This is a genomic window from Luteitalea sp., from assembly GCA_009377605.1.
In the GTDB taxonomy this organism is placed as follows: domain Bacteria; phylum Acidobacteriota; class Vicinamibacteria; order Vicinamibacterales; family Vicinamibacteraceae; genus WHTT01.
Genome location: WHTT01000217.1, coordinates 1 through 463, shown reverse-complemented (window position 1 = coordinate 463; position 463 = coordinate 1). Strand labels below are relative to the sequence as shown.

Here is a 463-nt window from a genome sequence, read left to right as displayed (position 1 = left end):
CATTTCCACAGCCGTCTTCGGCGTCAGCCGAGATCGCGCAGGGGTGAGTTAGCCTGCACCGATGCAGGCCCTCCGGACGTTACGTGCCCTGTTCTCGCTCCCAGGCTTCGTCGCCTCTGCTCGCCTCAAGGGCGTCTTCGGCGACCGCTTTGCCCGCGTCGTGGTCCTTCGACGCCGAAAAAAACGGCGCGGTGCTCGTGCTGCGGCCATCGGTGCCGTGGCCGCTACGAGCAGCGCACGGTCCGCGTCCGCGACATCGGTGCCGCCGACTGGCGGTTCTACCTCGAGTTCGAGTGCTGGCGTGTGTGGTGCCCGCGGTGCCGCAACGTGTTCGTAGAGCAGCTCGACTGGCTGGCCACGAATCCGCGCTATACGCTGCGCTTCGCCCTTCACGTCGGTCTCCTCTGTCGCGACATGCCCAACACGGCGGTCGCCGCGATCGAGCATCTGCACCACAGCACGG

At 67.0% G+C, this 463-nt stretch carries 1 protein-coding gene; it reads left to right on the top strand.

Annotated features, from left to right (window positions below; translation table 11 throughout):
* Positions 1-327 precede the first annotated feature (327 nt).
* The coding region (locus GEV06_28600) for a DDE transposase (protein ID MPZ21810.1) at positions 328-463 on the top strand (136 nt) is incomplete at its 3' end.